Below are 16,925 nucleotides of genomic sequence, written 5' to 3' on the forward strand. Positions count from 1 at the left end.
AGAGGGTGACGACCGGGCCGGGGCGCACCGCCAGGATGTCGCCGCGCACGCCGAAATCCTGGACCGTCTGCTGCAGGTTGAGGGCGTTCTGCTCCAGCACGTCGGCATCGACCTCCTCGGTGCCGGTGGCCGGCGGCTCGGCCAGGAGGTCGAGGGCGGGGTGCTCGTAGTCGGCGTTCTCCACGAAGGACATCGGCACGTGCCGGCCAGCCGGGATGAGGAGCGGGCGCTCGGGCAGGATCGCGCGCGGCATGTGCACGGCCGGAACCTCCGGCGCGGCGACGGCCTCCGCCTCGGGGGCAGGCGCCCCGGCCTCGACCGCGAGGGCTTCCTCAACCGCGAGAGCCTCCTCGACCGGGTCGGTCGACGCGACCGCCTCGCTCGACGCCACGGGCGCGGAGACCTCGATCTCGGGCTCGGGGGCGGACAGGCCCTTGGGGTTGCGCAGCAGCACCGGACGCGTCGGGATCGGGGTCGGCACGAAGGCGGGCTCGGCCGCCCGGGGCGCCGCCGGTACAAGGGCCGGCATGCCTGAAGCCGGAACGCCGGAAGCCGAGACGGTGGAAACCGGGACAAAGGGAGCCGGGACGAAGGGCGCGACGGGCACGAACTGCATCGCCCCCGGCAGGGCAGGGGAGGGGGCCGCGGCCGCCATCGGCGCAGCGGCCTCGGCGCCGACAGGGGCGGCCGGACGGCCGGCGCGGATCGCCGCGCGGGCCGCCATGGCGTGGAGGGGAGCCGGACGGGCCGGCGCGGCCCCCGGAACCGCATTGTCCTGGCCCTCGACCGGGCACGGCGGGCCGAAGGTCTCGAACCGCACGAGGTGTTCCAGGCGGTAGCCGGCCCGGGCCGGGGCCGTCTCGGCGGTCACGGACGCGTCGGCCGGGGCAGGGGCCTCGGACGCGATCACCGCCTCGACGACGTCGAAGGCCGAGCGCGCGGGCGTGTTGCTCGCGGGGGTGTCGATCGCGGACACCGGCAGCGGCGCGGGCTCGGCCTGGATCGCCGACCAGGCGTCGAGGGCCGCGCCGTCGCGCCCGTCGAACCAGGCATGGACCTCGGACCAGTCCGGCACGTCCGACCAGTCGCGATCGTCGGGGATCACGGCCGCCTCGACAGGCACGATGCTTCCGGAGGCGGTCTCGGCCAGGGTGGTCTCGGCCAAGGTGGTCTCGGCCAGGGTGGTCTCAACCAAGCCGGTCTCGGCCAAGCCGGTCTCGGCGTGAGACGGTTCGGCCGGAGACATCTCGGCCGAGACGGCCTCGACGGGCGCGGGCTCCGGCGCGAGCGCGGCGGGCGCCTCCGCGTTGGGGCGGCCCTGGCGACGGTCGGGGCTGCGGAAGAAGCGCACGCCGGGGGGGGCGACGAAGGGCTGGCGCCACAGGGGCTCGGGCACCTGGGCGGCCAGGGCCTCGGCCTCGGCCTGCGCCGCGAGGGCGGCCTGCGCCCGCGCCTCGGCCTCGAGCCGGAGCGCCTCCTCCTCGGCCTGGAGGCGCAGGGCCTCGGCCTCGGCCTCCGCATGGGCCTGGGCGCGGGCGGCACGCTCGGCATCCAGCGCCCGCTGGCGGCGCTCGTGCAGCACCGGGTCGGGGGTGCGGGTGTAGCGCACGGCCGGGCCGGCCGTCTCCGCCGCGACGGAGGCCGGGGCCTCGCCCGCCTCGGGCATGATCGCGGAAGGGCGGCGCGGGGTCCGGATCAGGACGCGGGGCGCGGGGGCGTCGGCCTCCATCAGGCCGTCATCGAACCCGGCCGTGGGGGCGGCGCGGCGCGGGATCATGTCGAGGGTGGCGCGGTCGTCGAAGACCTGGGCGGGCCAGGCCTGGATCGCGGGGGCGGGCCGGAAGGCGAGGCCGACCTCGTTGCGGCCGACCAGGGCCTGCGGGCTCGTCATCCAGCTCGGAGCCGGGCGGGTGGCCGCCACCGTGTAGTCCGGCCGCTGCGGCGGGCCGGCGAGGCGGCGGGACAGGGTCGCCCGCAGATTCATCAACCGGTGCGCCAGGGCGCCGATCGACAGGCCGAGGCGGTCGCCGCCGCGAACGGGGCGCGAAGGATCACGATGGGAGTAGGGGAGCCGTCCCGATGCGCGCATGATTGGCCGGATGTACTCAAAACGGGTCCGCCGCCGGGAGCGGCGCGGTTCAGCGCTGAGTTAGGGGCATCGTCGTTAACAGACGCTTGATCCGACCCCGCGACCGTGGCCCGATCGCCTCGACCCAGGCGCTTAAAACCGTGCCCGCCGGCCCCGGAGCCTCCTGGCCCCTGCCCTTCGCTTGCCCTTCTCTTGCCCTTCTCTTGCCCTTCGCCTGCCCTGCACCAGTCCATCGCATGCCCTTAAGCCTTGCGCTGGAGGCGGATGGCCACAGGCGTTAAGGTGCGGCGCGACCAGCCCGGAGCCCCGCCCCTTGCCCAGTCCCTCGGCGACCACCCCCGCCCCGGCCGATCCCGGCTTCCGCTCCCTCTACCGGCACGGCTTCGCCCGGGTCGCCGCCTGCACCACCCGCAGCCACCCGGCCGACCCGGCCCGCAACGCGGAAGGCATCCTCGCCCTCGCCCGCTCGTGCGATCGCGCCGGGGCCGCCGTGGCGGTGTTCCCGGAGCTCTGTGTCTCGGCCTATGCCATCGAGGACCTGTTCCTGCAGGTGACGGTGCTGGAGGCCGTGGAGGCGGCGGTGGCGCGCCTCGTGGCGAATTCGGCCGCGCTCCAGCCCGTCCTCGTCGTCGGCGCGCCCCTGCGCTGGGGCCACCGGCTCTACAACTGCGCCCTGGCCATCCACCGCGGCCGGCTCCTCGGGGTGGTGCCGAAAAGCTTCCTGCCGACCTACCGGGAGTTCTACGAGAAGCGCCACTTCGCCTCCGGCGCCGGGATCGCGGGCGAGACCATCCGGGTCGCCGGCCTGGAGGCGCCCTTCGGCACCGACCTGCTGTTCGCCGCCGCGGACGTGCCGAACCTGGTGCTCGGCCTCGAGGTCTGCGAGGACCTCTGGGTGCCCGCCTCCCCCGGCACCGACGCGGCGCTGGCCGGCGCCACCGTGCTCGCCAACCTGTCGGGCAGCCCGATCACGGTGGGCCGGGCGGAATCCCGGGCGATGCTGTCGCGGGCCGCCTCGATGCGCTGCCTCTGCGCCTACGTCTACGCCGCCGCCGGCACCGGCGAATCCACCACCGACCTGTCCTGGGACGGGCAGACCAGCATCGACGAGAACGGGGAGCGTCTCGCCGAGGGGCCGCGGTTCTCCTCCGAGCCCGTGATGACCCTGGCCGACATCGATCTCGGCCGCCTCGCCCAGGAGCGGCTCCAGATGGGCAGCTTCGACGATTCGGGCCGGGCCGTGCCCCGCGGGCCCACCTATCGCCGGGTGGCCTTCCGGCTCGATCCGCCGGCGGCCGACCTCGGGCTGAAGCGCGCGGTCGAGCGCTTCCCCTTCGTGCCCGCCGATCCGGCCCGCCTCGCCCAGGATTGCTACGAGGCCTACAACATCCAGGTGGCGGGCCTCGCCCAGCGCCTGGAGGCGACGGGGACGAAGAAGGTCGTCATCGGCGTCTCGGGCGGACTCGATTCGACCCACGCCCTCATCGTGGTGGCCAAGGCGCTCGACCGCCTCGGCCTGCCCCGGTCGAACATCCTGGCCTACACCCTGCCGGGCTTCGCCACCTCGGAGGGCACCAAGGCCAACGCCCACGCGCTGATGGAGGCGCTCGGCACCACCGCCCGCGAGATCGACATCCGCGAGGCCGCCACCGTAATGCTCAAGGGGATGGACCACCCGTTCGGGCGCGGCGAGCCGGTCTACGACGTCACCTTCGAGAACGTGCAGGCGGGCCTGCGCACGGACTACCTGTTCCGGCTCGCCAACCAGAACGGCGCTCTCGTCATCGGCACGGGCGACCTGTCGGAGCTGGCCCTCGGCTGGTGCACCTACGGCGTCGGCGACCAGATGAGCCATTACGGCGTCAATGCCGGCGTGCCCAAGACCCTGATCCAGCACCTGATCCGCTGGGTCATCGCCTCGGGCCAGTTCGCGCCGGATGTCGGCGTCACCCTGCGGGCGATCCTCGCCACCGAGATCTCGCCCGAACTGGTGCCGGTGGAAGCGGGCGCGGCGCCGCAGAGCACCCAAGGGGTGATCGGCCCCTACGCGCTGCAGGATTTCAACCTGTTCTACACCCTGCGCTACGGCTTCCCGCCCTCGAAGATCGCCTTCCTGGCCCTGCACGCCTGGGGCGACGCGGGCGCCGGCTCCTGGCCGCCGGACTTCCCCGACTCCGAGCGCGGCGCCTACGACCTGGGAGAGATCCGGCGCTGGCTCGCGGTGTTCCTGAAGCGGTTCTTCGGCTTCAGCCAGTTCAAGCGCTCCGCCCTGCCCAACGGACCCAAGGTCTCGGCCGGGGGCTCCCTGTCTCCGCGCGGCGACTGGCGCGCGCCCTCCGATGGAAGCGCCGCGCCCTGGCTCGAAGACCTGGCCCGTAACGTTCCGGAGACCTAATCGACACAGTGCTGTCCGATTGCCTGCTTAGGGCGTAGCTTGGGTGGGCGAATCGGAGGTTGACCGATGCAGAATTACAACGTTTTCTGCCTCAGGAGCGTCGAGGGCCTGTGCTGCGCCGTGCCGGAGAGCCGCGCCGTGCCGCCCTTCCTCGGGAACGACCGCTGGGCCTTCGGCGGCAAGCTCGAGGTGGCCGGCGACGCCCCCGCCGATTTCGACGACCGCGCGGCCGAGACCGCCGTACGCTTCAACGGCTTCTACCTGTTCCAGACCATGGACAGCCGCTTCCACTGACCCGATGGGCGAACGCGGCGTCAGGTCCGACGCCGGGCGCGCCGTCGCGCATCGCGGCGATCATTCCTTAAGGGCCCCCGTGCCAGGGTGCCCCGCGTGTGACGCGGAGTCGGAGACCGACCCAGGGTGGAGCAGCACGGCATGTCGGAGCATCGCAGGGAGTCGCGCCTGAGGACCTTCCTCAAGGGCCGGATCATCTTCAACAAGGGTGCCTCGACCATGGACTGCCTGGTCCGGGACCTGTCCGCCTCCGGCGCCCGGCTCGCCCTGACCGAGACCACGACGCTGCCCGAGAGCTTCGACCTCTACATTCCGCAGAAGGACCGGACCTACCGCGCCACCCTGTGCTGGCGCCGGGCGGACGGCATCGGCATCACCTTCGTGGACGAGGCCGCGCCGGCGCCGGTCCCCGTGCCCGTCCCCGCCGCGGCGGCTCCGCCCCCGGCGGACGAGGCCGCCGCGATGCTCGCCCTGGTGCGCCGGATCAGCGAACTCGAGGCCGAGAACGCCGCCCTGCGCCGGCTCCTCGCCAACCCGCCGGTGAGCGGCGCCGCCTGACTCAGCCGGCCGCGAGGGCGGCCCGGATGCGGGCGGCGTGCTCCGCCAGGACCGCCCGGTCCGCCATGCCGCCGGTGTGGCGCTGAAGCGGCACGCCCTCGAAGCGCGGCACGATGTGGACGTGCAGGTGGAACACCGTCTGCCCCCCCGCCGGCTCGTTGTACTGGAACACCGTCAGCCCCTCGGCCGCGAAGGCCGCCTTCACCGCCCGGGCGACGCGCTGCACCGTCCTGGCCAGGGCCGCGAGAGAATCCGGGTCGGCGTCGAGGAGGCCGCGGGCCGGAGCCTTGGGGATCACCAGGGTGTGGCCGTCCCCCTGGGGCATCACGTCCATGAAGGCGAGGGTGTCGGCATCCTCGTAGACCCGCTCGGCGGGGATCTCCCCGCGCAGGATCTTGGCGAAGATGTTGTCGGGATCGTAGGCGGGCGTTGGGCGCGTCTCGGTCAAGGCAGCCGGCTCCGGGTCTGGGGCGTGCGTTTCGGCGCGCACGATGCACAGGCCGACGCGCCGCGTCCACCGTCCCGGGCGCCTCCGGGCCGGCCCCTCGCCGCCGCGTAGCGCCGCGACGGGACCGCGCCGGCCCGCCCTTGACCTTCCCACGATGGGAAGCCCCATCTGAGGCAAACGCCGCGCCGCTCACCCCGGCGCACCCCGGCATGGACCGGCCGCGCACCGCTTCGGACGCGCCGTCCACGCCCCGGACCGCATCCCGTGGCGGCAGGCCTCGCCACCGGATCCGCACGGAGTTTCCGATGTCCAACCCCACCCAGACGACGCACCCGACCGGCACCCGGACCGCCATCCTGTTCCGCATGGTGATGCCGGAGCACACCTGTCCCTACGGCCTGAAGGCCAAGGACCTCCTGGAGCGCCGGGGCTTCACGGTCGAGGACCATTGGCTGACGACCCGCGCGGAGACCGACCGCTTCAAGGACGAGCAGGGGGTCAAGAGCACGCCGCAGACCTTCATCGACGGCCGGCGGGTCGGCGGGTTCGACGACCTGCAGCGGCATTTCGGACAAACCGTCCCCGACCCGGACGCGACCCGCTACACGCCGGTCGTGGCGGTGTTCGCGATGACGGCGCTGATGGGGCTGGCGGCGAGCTACGCCGTGTTCGGCACGCCCTTCACGGCCCGGGCGGTGGAGTGGTTCATCGCCTTCAGCATGTGCGTGCTCGCGATCCTGAAGCTGCAGGACGTGGAGACGTTCTCGTCGATGTTCCTGGGCTACGATCTCCTGGCCCGGCGCTGGGTGCGCTACGCCTACGCCTATCCCTTCCTCGAAGGCCTGGCGGGCATCCTGATGGTCGCCGGAGCCTGGAACGGGATCTCGATCCCGGTGGCCCTCTTCATCGGCAGCGTCGGCGCCGTCTCCGTGTTCAAGGCGGTGTATCTCGACCGGCGCGAGATCAAGTGCGCCTGCGTCGGCGGGTCGGGCAAGGTGCCCCTCGGCTTCGTCTCGCTCACCGAGAACCTGATGATGGTGGGCATGGCCCTCTGGATGCTCACCCGAGCGATGTGACCCGCGGGCCGAACGAAGGGGTTCCGGGGACCGGCGGGCGCCAGCACGAACGCGGCGCCCCGATCATCCGGATGGGGCGAGCGGAGGGGCGAACCTTCCGGGCGCCCCGTGCGTTGCCTGCGCTTTGCCCCCCACCGGCGACGCATGGCCGGACGCGCGGCCCGCAGCGGCGCCCGTCGGGACCGCGCCGTCCGCCCCAGAAGCCCGAGAGATCCGTCCCGCATGGCCCACGAGAGCACCAGCGCCATCTATACCGCGGCCGGGGCCAACCTCGCCATCGCGGCGGCCAAGTTCGTCGGCGCCTTCCTCACCGGCAGCTCGGCGATGCTGGCCGAGGGCGTCCACTCGGTGGTCGACACCACCAACCAGATCCTGCTCCTCATCGGCATGAAGCGGTCCCGGCGTCCGGCCACGGCGAAGCACCCGTTCGGCTACGGCCGCGAGGTGTACTTCTACGCCTTCATCGTCGCGCTGTTCATCTTCCTGGGCGGCGGCGCCTTCGCGGTCTACGAGGGCATCCACAAGCTCCAGCATCCCGAGCCCTCGGCGGACGCCGTGGTCTGGGGCTACCCCGTCTCGGGCTTCTGGGTGAACGTGGCGATCCTGGGCTTCTCGGTGATGGCCGAGGGCTATTCCTGCTTCGTGGCCATGAAGGCGTTCTGGGCGGAGAAGGGCCAGCGGCCGCCGCTCGCCGCCATCCGCCGGAGCAAGGACCCGGCCCTGTTCACCGTGCTGGCCGAGGACGTGGCCGCCCTGATGGGCCTCGTGGTGGCGCTGGCCGGCGTGATCCTGGCCCGGCTCCTCGACATGCCCGCCCTCGACGGCTGGTCCTCCATCGGCATCGGCGTGATCCTGATCGGGATGGCGGCCCTCCTGATGATCGAGACTCACGGCCTCCTGATCGGCGAGGCCGCCGATCCGGAGCTCGTGGCGGCGATTCGCGCCGTGGTGCGCGACGAGGCGGGCGTCCACCACGTCAACACCGTGCTGACCCAGCATCTCGGCCCGTCCGACGTCCTGGTGAACATCAGCCTCGACATGGACGACGACCTCAGCGCCGGTGAGATCGAGGCGATGGTCGCCCGGGTCGAGACCCGGCTGAAGGCGCACAGCCCCGACGTGACGCGGGTGTTCATCGAGGTCCAGGCCCGGGCGACGACGGCTCCGGACGCCCTCGGCGGCGCCCCGGCCTCGGCCAACGCCTGACGCGGACCGTCAGCCGCCGTCCGACGGGTCTACCGCGATCAGCGCCCGGATCTGCGTGGCGCGGATCTCGATCGAGAAGGGCTTGGTTACCACCGCCATGCCGGGGGCGAGCAGGCCGCGGTTGCGGACGGCGTTCTCGGCATCGCCGGTGATGAACAGCACCGTCAGGCCCGGGCGCAGCGCGGATTGCAGCACCGGGAGGCCGGACGCCCTGTCGCCAGCCTCGACGGGGGTGCAGCCGAGGTCCTCGAGGATGTTGTGCGCCCGCATCCGCCCTTGAGGCTGGCGTACCGGTCCGGGTCGTAGACCGTCGCGCTGGCGCAAACCCGCATGGCCTCCGATCGAGGGCTGCGTACGGCCCAATCGTCCGACATCACCGGCCCGTCGATCAGCCCCAGCTCTTTCCGACGGCATGCCGGACGGCATCGGAGATCACCGTGTCGAACGCGACCATGTCCCGCGCGGCATCGACCGATCGCAGCAGGGTCGCGAGCGACAGGACGTCCTCCGAAGGCTTCGGATGCGACATCTCGATGGGGGCAACCCCCAGGCGGTCGAGGAGCGCGGTATAATACTCGTTGGTATAGTCGCTGTGCCCCACGACCTTGATCCGCGAGATGATCTCCATGGCGACGATGGAGTTGCCGGGCCCGAACGGGTCACTGGGCGAGCGTGTTCCGAACTGCCGGCAGAGCGGGTTGTACAGGAAGCGGTAGCACGGCTCGGGCAGCATCCGCAGGAAGCGCTTGATGTTTCGGCTGTTCGACAGATCGTACTCCGCCGCGAAGCGGACGGATTCCAGGAGCGCGCCCAGGCGCCAGTTTTGCGCGGGATCGTCCGCGACCGCCTTCTTCGCTTGAAGCCACCGCATGCGGGCGGCCATCTCCACGAAGGGGTCCTGCACCAGGACGCCGCTGACGCAGTTGTCGTCCTGGAAGAACACCTCGTAACGCGGAAAGATCACGGCCCCCGTGATGAGCGACGACGTCAGCCAGGGGCCCTGCATGATGCTCTGCACGACCTCTTCCGAGAGCCGGTCGACGTTGAAGTAGCTGTACTGGAAGAGGTCGAACAGGTTCTGCTCGACGAAGGTGTTCTTCTGCACGGTCGTGGTGATGTTGATCAGCTTCGCGGGCAGGAAAACCTTCTCGCGAAGGGACCGGAAGATCAGAATGTTCGTGTCGGCATCGAAGATTTCGATCCGATTCGCGGAGAAGAGCTCCGGCAACTCATTCTCGGTGATCATGTAGACGCATTGACCGGTCGAGTGCCAGCCATGCGCGCGAATGTTATCGTCCGTGATCCAGGCCGACAGCTCCAAGGTCCGGCGCCCGTCGACGGAGATGAAGACTTTGCTGATTGCGCGCGGATTGTCGGGCGCCAGCCAGAAGTGTATCCCTCCGCTCACTTCCTTGTTGACGAAAAATCTCATCGTTGGGTCCTAAGGAACACCTGCGCGGATCGCTCGACCGGCAGGCCTGACACAAGCCTGGATTGAGGAAGACACGGCGACGTCGAAACGCCGCGCAGCGGACCGTCGCGCCGCACCGGATGCGCCGCACTGGATGCCTGGGCTCGCCCGTCCGATCGATCAAGGGGCCCGGGTCCCGGGTCCCGCGGCAAAAACAGACATCCCGCTCGGAAGATCCGCACCTCGACGCGCCCATGCCGACACCGGGGCTTGGATCACGGCCGGGCCCGAACCCTGACCCCACCCGGGCGCGCCCGGGTGCGGGGCCTGGGACCGGAAGGCGGATCAGGAAACCCTGCCGTCGTTTCGCATCCCCCCGGCCCCATGAACGGACCCGCCGCCGGACGGCCCCCCGACCCACCTCGGCATCGAGGGCCGCGTTCTCGCACACCCTGGATTCTCTCGTCCAGCGCCTTCGGGTCTCAGGGAGAAATCCGGGCGGCCGAGCGCGCCCTTTGGGCGGGGTTCGCACGCGCACGGCCCCGTAGAGCTTGCGGCTCCGCAGGGGAGGGCGCGGCGGACGCCCCGCTCAGGCGAGTTCGAGCTCGAGGGCGACGTCGGTCAGGTAGTAGGCGATGCGGCGGCGCGCCTCCGGATCGGCGCAGGCGACGCTGAAGCCGACGGTGAGGGTCTGGCCCGCGTAGCGACGCAGGACCGATTCCGCCATCAGGGCGGCCTCCCGCTCGGCCATCGCGGTCAGGACGCGGCGCCCGTCACGGGTCTCCAGGGTCACGCGGTAGGTCGGGGCGTTCATCATGGATCAGTCCCTGCGCGTGGGAACGGTGACATCGACCGGATCCGCGCACGGTCCTAGCAACGGCGGAGACGGCAAGACCGATCCCCATCGATCGATCCACGGCACGGCAAACGGTGATGCAAGGTTCGAACCTGCGGCCCCGCCCCCGGTTCACGACATCTCGATCCCGTGAAGACGGGGCGGCGCCAGGCGCCGAGACGGACGGGCCGGGCAACACGCCGCCTCGGGGGCCGCGCTGATGCCCGACGCTCCGGCCCCCGCCAGCATCGCCCCCGCCAGCATCGCCCCCGCCCGGGTCCAGCCCGAGCGACGGGCGGGCCGCGCGTAAGGGGCGGCTTCGCGCCGGTGACGCCCCGGGGATGACGGCTCAGGCGGCCGTCGCCCCGCGCGCCTCCATCCCGAGGGAGCCGACCAGGAAGGCCCGAGCCCGGCTGACGCGGCTCTTCATGGTGCCGACCTGACAGCCGATCAGCGCGGCGGCGGCCTCGTAGGTCATCCCCTGGGCCGCCACGAGCACCAGCGCCTCCCGCTGGGCGGGCGGCAGCTTGCCGAGATGCTGCCAGACCCGGCGCAGGTCGCTGCTCGCCTCCTGCGCGGCCGGCGCCACCACCTTCGCGGCGAAGGCACCGTCCGCATCCTCGACCTCGCGCTTCCGCTTGCGGCACTCGGTGTAGAACTGGTTGCGCAGGATGGTGCAGAGCCAGGCCTTGAGGTTGCTGCCGGGCTCGAAGCGGTGCCGGTTCGCCCAGGCCTTCAGCAGCGTCTCCTGCACGAGGTCGTCGGCCGCGTTCGGCGCGACGGCGAGCGACAGGGCGAAGGCGCGCAGGCCGGGCAGGGCGTCGAGCAGTCCGGCGCGGAAGTCCGCGGCGGCGGGCGGATGGACCTCCAGCCGGGCGATCAGGTCGAGCAAGGCCGTCGGAGGCGCCTCGGCCAGAACCGTGGCGTAGAAGACCTTCAGCTCGGATCCGAGATGCAGCCGCACCCCCTCGGGCATGGCCCGGACTGGAGCCGCAGCGTCTGCCTCCCCGTTCGCCGCTGCCGATCGCCCCGTGCCTGCAGTCATGCCGTATCCCCACCTCCCCGGATCGCACCGCAAGCCGGGACGATCCGGCAACTCGGTCGGGAGCTTCTGGCATACCAAGGCTGAACGTCGGCTAACGAACTCTTCACCCGATCGTCACCTGCCCGGGCCGGACGGGCCGGTATCGGGGCCGGGACGGCCGCCTGGTCCCGCCGGTCGGCCGGCTGTTCGCGCTCCGATGCCTGTCGGGTCAAGCGGTTCCGGGGCCTGTCGGATTGGGCCAGGACTTTCCTAACCTTGGCCACGGATCGCGCCCACCGGGCTGGGGATGACGCCGACGGGTCCGGCGCATTCCGGCCGGCGGGACGGCGCGGGGCCCGACGCGGCCGGTCCGAACGCCCCGTCGCCGAGCCTCCGCCCCGAGTCTCCGCTGCCGAGCCTCCGCCGCGGCGGCTGGCCCTTTCAGGAGGCGGGCGCCGGCTCCGCCAGGGCGGCCGCGACGGCGGCCTCCAGGGCCTCCGGCTTGGTGGAGGGCGCGTAGCGGGCGATCACCCGGCCATCGCGCCCGACGAGGAACTTGGTGAAGTTCCACTTGATGGCGCGGCTGCCGAGGAGGCCGGGCTTCGCCTGCGTCAGGTGCGCGAAGACCGGGTCGGCCGCGGGGCCGTTCACCGCGACCTTGGCGAGGACCGGGAAGCTGACATCGTAGGTCAGGCTGCAGAACCGGGCGATCTCGGCCGCATCCCCCGGCTCCTGGGCGCCGAACTGGTTGCAGGGAAAGCCCAGCACCACGAGCCCGTCCGTCCGGTGCTTCTGCGCCAAGGCCTCCAGCCCGGCATATTGCGGCGTGAACCCGCATTTCGAGGCGGTGTTGACGATCAGGATCACCTGCCCCCGATGCTGGGCCAGGGGGTAGGGCGCCCCGTCGGCTGCCCTCGGAATCAGGTCGTGCAGGCTGTTCATGGACATCGACCGTGCGGCGTGCGGAAGGGGCCCTCTCCTAAGACCCCGCCGCCCCGGTTCGCAAGCGCCGTCGCCGGGATGCCGCGGATCGTCCCCGCCGCCGGCATTCCCGCTGCACCGGCGTGTACCGATGCGGCGATCCACGCCCTCGAGGACGCCCAAACTCCTCGCCCGCACGCGCTCAGTCGCCGTTCAGGCCTCAACACCACACCTTTCGATTGCAGATCGATCGGAGCTGCTCGCATAACGACAGCGGCGACGACAGCGGCACCGGCCCCGGCGACGCCGGCACCGCGCACGCCTGCGGGCGCGGCGGCACGGCCCTCGTCCGCCGAGGCGGGGCGCGGCGCATCGACGACGGGTGGGCGTCCGGAAACCGCCGCCCCCAGGGCGGCGGGCGCGGCGGCGGCGGTCGATCTGAGCGCGGCCGCGCAGCGGCAGATCGCCCAGAGGGGCACGGGGGCCGCCGGTCGTGTCCGGTCCCTTGATGAAATCGTCCAGGCGCGCACGAAGGCCCTGGCCGGTACGCTGACGGAGCGCCTGACCCGTCTCGGGGTACCGGAGGACGAGCCCATCGTGCTGCGCCTCGACGATCTCGGCCAGGTCAAAACCGACAGCCCCCACCGGGAGGGCATCGAGACACTGTTCCGTGAGCCCCCCGAGATGAGACAGGCGTTCCGGGACGTCGCTGCACGCAACGCCATGCAGGCAGCCCAGACGGCCCTCGAGGCCTTCGCCGCCGAGACGAAGGCGGCCTGGGACGACGCGGCGCGCTCTGCGGCCTCCGGGCGCTACACAACCCGGCTGAAGACGTCGCAGGCGTTGGCGGGGACGATGACGCTGAGTGACGGCGACCTGCACGCGGCGAGCGTGGCGTTCATGGACGCCGCCGTGGGCGACGGGGCTCCGGCCCGGGCCAGCCGACGGGCCGAACAGGTCGCCGCGAAGCGGGTGTCGCTGACGGCCTGAGCCATCGGCCGGCCGGGGAAACCCGGATCCGCTTCGGGGTCAGCGAGCCGGAGCCGATCCGGCGCCGGCCCGCAGATCCGCATCGGCGCACGATTCACCCGTCCGGAGGCGATGCGGGCCCTCATCGGGCTCGTCGCGCGCAGTCCGTGCGGGGACCCGCCGGGTCCTGCCGTCGGGTCCTGCCGGCGGACATGGTCACCATCCGGCCCGACCACGCCCCGCGATTCCGGCTGGAACCGCGGGGGTGATCCCGGCGGTCCGCTCCTCAGGCTGCGGAACGCCGCTCCACGAGGCGGGCGAGGAAGGCCGAGCCGAGGGGAATGATGCTGTCGTCGAAGTCGAAGCTCGCATTGTGCAGGCCGGGGCCGGGCGTCGAGCCGATCCAGGCATAGGCGCCGGGCACCCGCGCGACCATGTCGGCGAAGTCCTCGCTGCCCATGCGCGGCTTCGACTGGTCGTCGACGCCCTCGGGGCCGAACAGCTCGCGGGCGATGTCGGCGGCGGCGGCGGCGTGCTGGGGGCTGTTCATCAGCACCGAGAACACGTCGCGGATGTCGACGTCGATGGTGGCGCCGTAAGCCGTCGCGATACCCGCGGCGATCTCCCGGATGCGGGTGGTGACGAGGGTGCGCAGGTCCGCGTCGAAGGTCCGCACCGTGCCGGTGATGTGCGCGCCCTCCGGGATGACGTTGTAGGCGGCGCCCGCGTGGAACTGCGTCACCGACAGGACCGCGCTCTTGAGCGGGTCGGCGTTGCGCGAGACGATCGACTGCAGCGCCTGGACCAGGGTGGAGCCCACCACGATGGGGTCGATGCCCTGCTGCGGCTGGGCCGCGTGGGCGCCGCGCCCGGTGATGCGAATGTCGAAGAAGTCCGCCGCCGCCATGGCCGGGCCGGGGCGCAGCTTGATCTTGCCGTGCGGGCCGTTGGGCTGGTTGTGAATGGCGTAGATCTCGTCGCAGGGGAATTTTTCGAACAGGCCGTCGGCGATCATCGCGCGGGCGCCGCCCTGGCCCTCCTCGGCCGGCTGGAACACGAACAGGGCGGTGCCGTCGAAGTCCCGGGTCTCGGCGAGGTAGCGCGCGGCGCCGAGCAGCATCGTGGTGTGGCCGTCATGGCCGCAGGCGTGCATCTTGCCCGGCACCGTCGAGCGGTAGGGCAGGTTGGTCTCCTCCTCGATCGGCAGGGCGTCCATGTCGGCGCGCAGGCCGATGCGCCGGCCGGAGCCGGTGCGGCCCTCGAGCACGCCCACCACCCCGGTGCCGCCGATGCCGCGATGGACGGCGATGCCGTAGCGGGCCAGCTCCGCGGCGACGATGCCGGAGGTGCGGACCTCCTCGAAGCCGAGTTCCGGATGGGCGTGGAAATCGCGGCGGATCGCCACGAGATCGTCGGCGAAGGTCTTGATGCGGTCGATGGGGCTCACGGATCGTCCTTGGGCTCTCGCGCCTCTCGGGGGCGGGCTGGGCTGGGTCGGAGGGGCGTCCTCAACCGGAAGGATTCGCCTCCGGCGCGGCCCCAGGCAAGTCGGATGCCGTTTCGTCGGACGCTTCGGGCCAAGATCCAGGCACGATTTCCCGCCGGAAGGGGGTCATCGTGTCCAGAACTTCGGCGGCCTCGAGCACGTGTTCGCGCTCGCGCGTCAGGTAATCGGCCACCGCCCGGCGCAGGGCCGGGTCGGCGATGTCGTGAGCCGAGTGCATGAGGACTGGGCGGTAGCCGCGGGCGAGCTTGTGCTCCCCTTGCGCGCCCGCCTCCACGCGCTTCAATCCGTGGGCGATGGCGAAGTCGATGGCCTGATAGTAGCAGACCTCGAAATGCAGGAACGGGTGGTCCTCGATGCAGCCCCAGTTGCGGCCGTAGAGGGCGACGTCGCCGATGAGGTTGATGGCGCCGGCCACGTAGCGGCCCTCGCGCTTGGCCATCACCAGCAGCACCCGCTCGGGCATGCGCTCGCCCAGGAGCCCGAAGAACGCCCGGTTCAGGTAGGGCCGGCCCCACTTGCGCGCGCCGGTATCGGCGTAGAATTCGTAGAAGGCGTCCCAGTGGGCGGGGGTCAGGTCGGCACCGGTGACGTGCTCGATGGTCAGGCCGGTCGCCAGGGCGTCGCGGCGCTCGCGCCGGATCGCCTTGCGCTTGCGGGAGGCCAGCGCCCCGAGGAAATCCTCGAAGGTGGCGTAGCCGGCATTGTCCCAGTGGAACTGCTGGTCGACGCGCTGGAGGAAACCCAACGCCCCGGCCTGGGCCCACTCGCGCTCCTGCATGAAGGTGACGTGGATCGAGGAGGCCTTGGTCTCGGCGCGCAGGGCGCGCAGGCCGGCGACGATCGCGGAGGCCGCCGCGTTCACGTCCTGCCCCGGCGCGATGAGGAAGCGCGGGCCGGTGACGGGGGTGAAGGGCACGCTGACCTGGAGCTTCGGGTAGTAGCTCCCGCCCGCCCGCTCGTAGGCGTCGGCCCAGCCGTGGTCGAAGACGTACTCGCCCTGGCTGTGGGACTTCAGGTAGCAGGGCGCCACGCCCACCAGCCGTCCCTCGCGCTCCACCGCCACGTGCAGGGGCAGCCAGCCGGTCTTGCGCGAGACGCAGCCCGAATCCTCCAGGGACGACAGGAAAGCGTGCGAGGTGAAGGGGTTGTGGGTCTCGTCGCCCCCCGCCAGGGTCTCGGCCGAGGTGGCGCAGGCATCCCACTCGGCCGCCGCGATCCCGGTCAGCCCCGGCACCGCCCGCACCTGCAGTTCCGTCACGGTCTCGGCCGGAGCGTCGGCTCCGTCGCCGGCCTCGGATGCGTCGCCGGACCCGGATTCATGGCCGGACCGATCTGTCTCGCCGGGTTTCATCATCGCCGGGCAATCTAGTCCCCGGGGGCGGGCGGGCCAAGGGCGGCCCGGCGCCCCGCACCGTCGCAGGGGGTCGACCGGGGCCCTACGGACGGAACCCCTCGAACACCATCTGGTCGGCATGGGCCTCGGCATGGCGGCGCTGGTCCGGGTTGCGCACGGTCCAGGTCATCACCGGGCGCCGGCCCAGGAGCCGGCACAGGACGGTGGGCGCGCAGGGCAGGTCGTCCACCCGCCAGGACAGGAAGTCCGGCCGGGTCTCGTCGAAGTGCAGCAGGTCGGAGAGGGCGCGCCGCAGGCTCGGGGGCAGCGTCGCGTAGGCGGGGTCGTCCTGGCGCGTCTCGGCAACGATGCCGCGCGGGAGCCCGGGCGCCAGCGTCCGCAGGGCGGTGACGATGTGCGGATCGAAGGATTTCAGCGCCACCGGGCCGTCATAGGCGACCGCGAGGGCGGCCACGCGCTCGGCGAGCCGCAGGTCGCCGCTGTAGCGCGACTTCACCTCGATCACGAGGGGCGTGCGCCCGCCGATCCGGGCGAGGAAGTCCGGCAGGGTCGGGATGCGCTCGGCACTCCCCGCCACCGCCAGGGCGGCGAGGGCGGCGGCGGGCCGCGTGCCGACCGTCTCCCCGGCCGCGGTCAGGCGGCCCAGGGTCTCGTCGTGGAACACCATCGCCTCGCCGTCGGCGCTGAGCTGCACGTCGCACTCGATGGCGTAGCCGTCCCGGATGGCCGCCTCGGCGGCAGCCCCCGTGTTCTCCGGTACGCCGGCGGCGCGGTCGTGCAGGCCGCGATGGGCGATGGGCCGGGCGATGAGCCAGTCGGGGGCGTTGGGACCCGTCAC

General features: G+C 72.1%; 16 protein-coding genes. 6 read left to right on the forward strand and 10 right to left on the reverse strand.

The features are described 5' to 3' along the window. A partial coding sequence (locus CRT23_RS29590) for a DNA translocase FtsK (RefSeq protein WP_280951968.1) occupies positions 1-2,089 on the reverse strand: 2,089 nt, incomplete at its 3' end. Between the two features lie 313 nt (positions 2,090-2,402). On the opposite strand from CRT23_RS29590, the gene CRT23_RS08645 reads away from it, so the two are divergent. From CRT23_RS08645 to CRT23_RS08655, 3 genes are all read left to right on the forward strand, one after another. Further along, on the forward strand, positions 2,403-4,484 hold the full coding sequence (locus CRT23_RS08645; protein ID WP_103709374.1) for an NAD(+) synthase: 2,082 nt from the start codon (positions 2,403-2,405) through the stop codon (positions 4,482-4,484). A gap of 66 nt (positions 4,485-4,550) precedes the next feature. Then, entirely contained in the window at positions 4,551-4,778 is a 228-nt protein-coding gene (locus tag CRT23_RS08650; RefSeq protein WP_103709375.1) for a hypothetical protein, read from the forward strand. Positions 4,779-4,919: 141 nt separating this feature from the next. Continuing rightward, positions 4,920-5,336, forward strand: coding sequence for a PilZ domain-containing protein (locus CRT23_RS08655; protein ID WP_055950844.1), 417 nt, complete (start codon positions 4,920-4,922; stop codon positions 5,334-5,336). A gap of 1 nt (position 5,337) precedes the next feature. Here the strand turns inward: CRT23_RS08655 and CRT23_RS08660 are convergent, their stop codons facing one another. Continuing rightward, entirely contained in the window at positions 5,338-5,784 is a 447-nt protein-coding gene (locus CRT23_RS08660) for an HIT family protein (protein ID WP_055950847.1), read from the reverse strand. Positions 5,785-6,089: 305 nt separating this feature from the next. Between CRT23_RS08660 and CRT23_RS08665 the strand changes: the two genes are divergently transcribed. Both CRT23_RS08665 and CRT23_RS08670 read left to right on the forward strand, forming a co-directional pair. Then, positions 6,090-6,860, forward strand: a complete 771-nt coding sequence (locus CRT23_RS08665) for a glutaredoxin (RefSeq protein WP_103709376.1) — start codon at positions 6,090-6,092, stop codon at positions 6,858-6,860. Between the two features lie 222 nt (positions 6,861-7,082). Continuing rightward, on the forward strand, positions 7,083-8,066 hold the full coding sequence (locus CRT23_RS08670; RefSeq protein ID WP_103709377.1) for a cation diffusion facilitator family transporter: 984 nt from the start codon (positions 7,083-7,085) through the stop codon (positions 8,064-8,066). Between the two features lie 9 nt (positions 8,067-8,075). Here CRT23_RS08670 and CRT23_RS08675 read toward each other — a convergent pair whose 3' ends face one another. The 5 genes from CRT23_RS08675 to CRT23_RS08695 all read right to left on the reverse strand — a co-directional run bounded on the left by CRT23_RS08675 (position 8,076) and on the right by CRT23_RS08695 (position 12,278). After that, positions 8,076-8,336, reverse strand: coding sequence for a hypothetical protein (locus tag CRT23_RS08675; RefSeq protein ID WP_103709378.1), 261 nt, complete (start codon positions 8,334-8,336; stop codon positions 8,076-8,078). Positions 8,337-8,454: 118 nt separating this feature from the next. Beyond that, the gene (locus CRT23_RS08680; protein ID WP_055950856.1) at positions 8,455-9,498 is read right to left on the reverse strand and encodes a hypothetical protein; all 1,044 of its coding nucleotides are present in this window, start codon (positions 9,496-9,498) and stop codon (positions 8,455-8,457) included. A 568-nt stretch (positions 9,499-10,066) separates the two neighbouring features. Beyond that, positions 10,067-10,294, reverse strand: a complete 228-nt coding sequence (locus CRT23_RS08685) for a hypothetical protein (RefSeq protein ID WP_245436065.1) — start codon at positions 10,292-10,294, stop codon at positions 10,067-10,069. 367 nt (positions 10,295-10,661) lie between these two features. Continuing rightward, entirely contained in the window at positions 10,662-11,357 is a 696-nt protein-coding gene (locus CRT23_RS08690) for a sigma-70 family RNA polymerase sigma factor (RefSeq protein WP_103709380.1), read from the reverse strand. Positions 11,358-11,777: 420 nt separating this feature from the next. Then, positions 11,778-12,278, reverse strand: a complete 501-nt coding sequence (locus CRT23_RS08695) for a glutathione peroxidase (RefSeq protein WP_103709475.1) — start codon at positions 12,276-12,278, stop codon at positions 11,778-11,780. Between the two features lie 78 nt (positions 12,279-12,356). Between CRT23_RS08695 and CRT23_RS08700 the strand changes: the two genes are divergently transcribed. Further along, positions 12,357-13,247, forward strand: a complete 891-nt coding sequence (locus CRT23_RS08700; protein WP_103709381.1) for a hypothetical protein — start codon at positions 12,357-12,359, stop codon at positions 13,245-13,247. Between the two features lie 265 nt (positions 13,248-13,512). Here the strand turns inward: CRT23_RS08700 and CRT23_RS08705 are convergent, their stop codons facing one another. From CRT23_RS08705 to CRT23_RS08715, 3 genes are all read right to left on the reverse strand, one after another. After that, on the reverse strand, positions 13,513-14,673 hold the full coding sequence (locus CRT23_RS08705) for a M20 aminoacylase family protein (RefSeq protein ID WP_055950864.1): 1,161 nt from the start codon (positions 14,671-14,673) through the stop codon (positions 13,513-13,515). A 61-nt stretch (positions 14,674-14,734) separates the two neighbouring features. Then, the gene (locus CRT23_RS08710) at positions 14,735-16,087 is read right to left on the reverse strand and encodes a GNAT family N-acetyltransferase (RefSeq protein WP_245436067.1); all 1,353 of its coding nucleotides are present in this window, start codon (positions 16,085-16,087) and stop codon (positions 14,735-14,737) included. An 82-nt stretch (positions 16,088-16,169) separates the two neighbouring features. After that, positions 16,170-16,925 (reverse strand): glycerophosphodiester phosphodiesterase family protein, encoded by a 756-nt coding sequence (locus tag CRT23_RS08715; RefSeq protein ID WP_103709477.1) that lies wholly within the window; start codon positions 16,923-16,925, stop codon positions 16,170-16,172.

This window comes from Methylobacterium sp. V23 (genome assembly GCF_002917135.1).
Classification (GTDB): domain Bacteria; phylum Pseudomonadota; class Alphaproteobacteria; order Rhizobiales; family Beijerinckiaceae; genus Methylobacterium.